The organism is Aquabacterium sp., assembly GCF_030652515.1.
Taxonomy (GTDB): domain Bacteria; phylum Pseudomonadota; class Gammaproteobacteria; order Burkholderiales; family Burkholderiaceae_C; genus Aquabacterium.
Window position 1 is genome coordinate 1 of record NZ_JAUSAR010000007.1, and the last position, 3,305, is coordinate 3,305.

The following is a 3,305-nucleotide window of genomic DNA, read 5'->3' on the forward strand; positions in this document are numbered from 1 at the left end:
GCGCGCCATTCTTGCTGACCATGGGCGTGCATGTGCTCGACCCCAATGCCACCAAGGCCACGGTCACCGCCAACCATGTGCGCGCCACGCAAAACGCCAAGAGCAAGATGGCCGACGTGATGCCGGACGTGGGCAAGAAGCTGCAGGACTGGACGGCCGCCGCGCAGGCCATCGACACCGGCGGCAGCCTGGTAAGCCTCTACCACCAGTTGGCCATTTTCTCGCCACCGCGCAAGGCCGTGGCGGCCCACGAAGCGGCCAACGCCATCTGGCGTGGCCGGGGCTTTCAGCTCAACGCGGACGTGTACATGCACCGCCAGGCGCTCCTGGCCAGCCTGCCCATGACCCTGACGCCCCGCTTTCATGGCGATCTGACCAAGATGCGTCGCGTCTCGCGCAAGACCATGGCCAACGCGATCCACCTGGCTCCCCTAATCGCGGAGTGGCGCGGCACACGCACCCCCGCCCTGGTCTTCGGCGGGCGCCGTGGGCAGTTGATGACCCTGGACATCTTCGACAATGACCTGGGCAACTACAACTTCGCCATCATCGGCGCACCGGGTTCGGGCAAGTCGGTGCTGATGAACGAGATGGCCTGGTCCTACCGGGCCATCGACGCCAAGGTCTGGATGCTGGACCTGGGCCGCTCTTTCGAGAAGCTGTGCCGCAAGGCCAAGGGCACCTACATCGAGTTCCGCCCCGATGTGGACATCTGCCTGAACCCCTTCACCAACATCGTTGACATCCACGAGGACATCGACATGCTGGTGCCGGCCATCTCCAAGATGTGCTCCATGCAGCACACGCTGGAAGAGGTGCAGTACAAGGCCATCTCGGCCATGGTGCTCAAGCTGTTCGCCGAGCACGGCAACGACCTGACCATCACGGCGCTGCGCGAGGCCTTCAAGACCGGCAACATCGAAGCCCTGGGCCTGGTTAACGACCAGCGCATCAAGGACCTGGCCGTGATGCTCAACCCCTACACCCGAGGCGGCCAGTACGAGCGCTTCTTCGAGGGGCCCAGCAACGTCGATTTCAGCAACGATTTCATCGTCATCGAAAACGAGGAACTCAAGCGCCGCCCCGACCTGCACGCCGTTGTCAACATCCTGTTGCTGCACCAGATCACCGGCGAGATGTACCTCAGCCGCAACCGGCGCAAGGTGCTGTTCATTGACGAGCTAAAGCAGCAGCTCGGCGATATCGGGGCCGATGACCCCGTCAAGGCCGCCGTGATCGAGGAAGCGGCCCGGCGCGCCCGCAAATACGGCGGAGCCTTGGGCACGGCAACCCAGAGCGCCGACGACTTCTATGGCTCGGCCCAGATGGAAGCCGCGTTCAACTGCTCGGACTGGGTGTTCCTGCTGCGCCAGAAGCCCGAATCCATCGAGATGCTGGACCGCAAGGGCAGGCTGACCATGGACGAGCCCAAGAAGCGCTTGTTGAACTCGCTCAGGACCGAGGCGGGCGTGTACTCCGAGCTGTACATCTCCTCCCCGGTGGGCGAAGGGGTGGCGCGCAACATCCTGGATCCGGCCACGCACCTGCTGTTTTCCAACAAGCTGGAGGACAACGCGCCCATCGACGAGCTGCGCGCGCAAGGTCTGAGCATCGATGCCGCCATCACCGAACTGCTGAGGCGCCGGGGGCACACCGTATGAAAGCGATCAGCCTCATCCCTGCCCTTGTGCAGTCGCTGCTCACCCTGATCGTGGTCTCTGCCGCCTTGCTGCTCTATGACCGCACTGTGGTGCGCCCAGCGCTGCGCATCGGCATGGTCGATGTGGCCGAGGTGTACCGGCAAAAGGAAGCCGAGTTCACGCAACTGCTCACCAAGGCAGGCTCGGAAGACGATCGGCAAAACGCCATGCTGATGGCGCGCACCTTCGCCCAACGCCTGCCCATTGCGCTGGAGGAATTGCCCCGCGACTGCGCATGCCTGGTGGTACTCAAAGGCGCTGTGGCCGGTCCTACACCCCACACCGTGGACCTGACGGCCCAGTTGCGCCAGAAAGTGGGGATGCCATGACTTTGCAGATCGTCCGCATCCCGCCGCCCGTGCCCTGGCATGTGCGCAGCTATCGCCAAGCCCGGCAATCCTTTTGCGACCAACTGGCCCACATGCGTCGCCGCTGGTATCTCTACCTCCCGGTGTTCGCCATCTGGGCGCTGGCCTACGTCCGGTTGTTCCTGGATCCCACCCCACGCCTGCCCATTGTCTTCAACTGGACGCCCAGTCTGCCCTACCGTGTCGCCTATCGCGTGACCTGGACACAGGCTGCGCCACCCACCTTGCACCGTGGCGACTACATCCTGTTCGCCTTCGCTGGCGATGCACAGCAGCACTACCCGGGCCTGCGCGGCCAGCCCTTCTTCAAGATGGTCAGGGGCCTGCCCGGTGACACCATCACCGTCCAAGACCGCATGGTGTTGATCAACGGCGAGTCGGTGGGGCATGCCAAGGCTCAGACCTTCGACCACCGTGGGCTCGATCCCATTCAGCCCACGTTGATCCCACCGGGCAGCTACTACGTCCAAGGCAGCAGCCCCGACAGCTTTGACTCGCGCTACCGCAGCAGCGGTCTGGTCCGCGCCGAGCAGGTCATCGGGCTCGTGCGGCCCCTGTTCTGAGGAACATGACATGCAAGCCTGTCCATGCCACCTCCAGCAACACCGCAAGTGCCGCAATGGCCGTAATTACGTGCGCCACTCGGCGCCTCGCTTGATCCTGTGCATCTGGATCGCTGGTTTGGCATCTGCAGCCAACGTTCAGGCCCAGACCGCGACCAAGAGGTCGCCCCGGCAACTGGCCGAAAGTCGCGCCCACAGCAGCCCAGTCACTCAAAGCACCAGCACGCCTGCGTCCACGCCAGACGACGTGCCTCTGGAGGACTACCTGGCACTGCTGGCGCAAATCTCGCCTGCCGCGCGCGACGGCGCTCAAGCCTACTTGCGTGCCTTCGCGCAACGCTGCGGGCGGCCCCTCACCGCGCTGGCGTTGCGCATGGCCATTGCCCAGGGCAGCGGTGACCCGGTCCTCATGGGCATGGTCAGCGCCAGCCACCCCAGCCAACTGGCGCAGCGAGACGCCCTGCTGAACCAACTCGCTCAACGCATCCGTTGCGATGGTCGGGGGCAGCCATGAAGCCCAAGAGCCCACAGTTGATGGTGATGGCCTGCCTGCTGACCATGACATGCGCAGGTGTGGGCTCATGCGCTTGGGGCGTGGACCTGGGCAGCATCGGTCCGACCTACCCGATCAGCGAAGCCAACCTGCTGGAGTTCATTGCGCAACGCCTGCGAGA

The 3,305-nt window shown here is 64.3% G+C and carries 4 protein-coding genes; all 4 read left to right on the forward strand.

Annotated features, from left to right (window positions below; all coding sequences use genetic code 11):
• The coding region (gene traC / locus Q7V20_RS00740) for a type IV secretion system protein TraC (protein WP_304786144.1) at window positions 1-1,661 on the forward strand (1,661 nt) is incomplete at its 5' end.
• Window positions 1,658-2,029: a hypothetical protein gene (locus Q7V20_RS00745; protein WP_304786146.1), complete on the forward strand. Its 372-nt coding sequence runs from the start codon at window positions 1,658-1,660 to the stop codon at window positions 2,027-2,029. The genes traC and Q7V20_RS00745, both read left to right, overlap by 4 nt.
• Window positions 2,026-2,631 (forward strand): conjugative transfer signal peptidase TraF, encoded by a 606-nt coding sequence (gene traF, locus Q7V20_RS00750; protein WP_304786148.1) that lies wholly within the window; start codon window positions 2,026-2,028, stop codon window positions 2,629-2,631. Before Q7V20_RS00745 ends, traF begins: the two co-directional genes overlap by 4 nt.
• Before the next feature lie 10 nt (window positions 2,632-2,641).
• Window positions 2,642-3,145, forward strand: coding sequence for a hypothetical protein (locus Q7V20_RS00755; protein WP_304786150.1), 504 nt, complete (start codon window positions 2,642-2,644; stop codon window positions 3,143-3,145).
• Window positions 3,146-3,305: the final 160 nt, after the last annotated feature.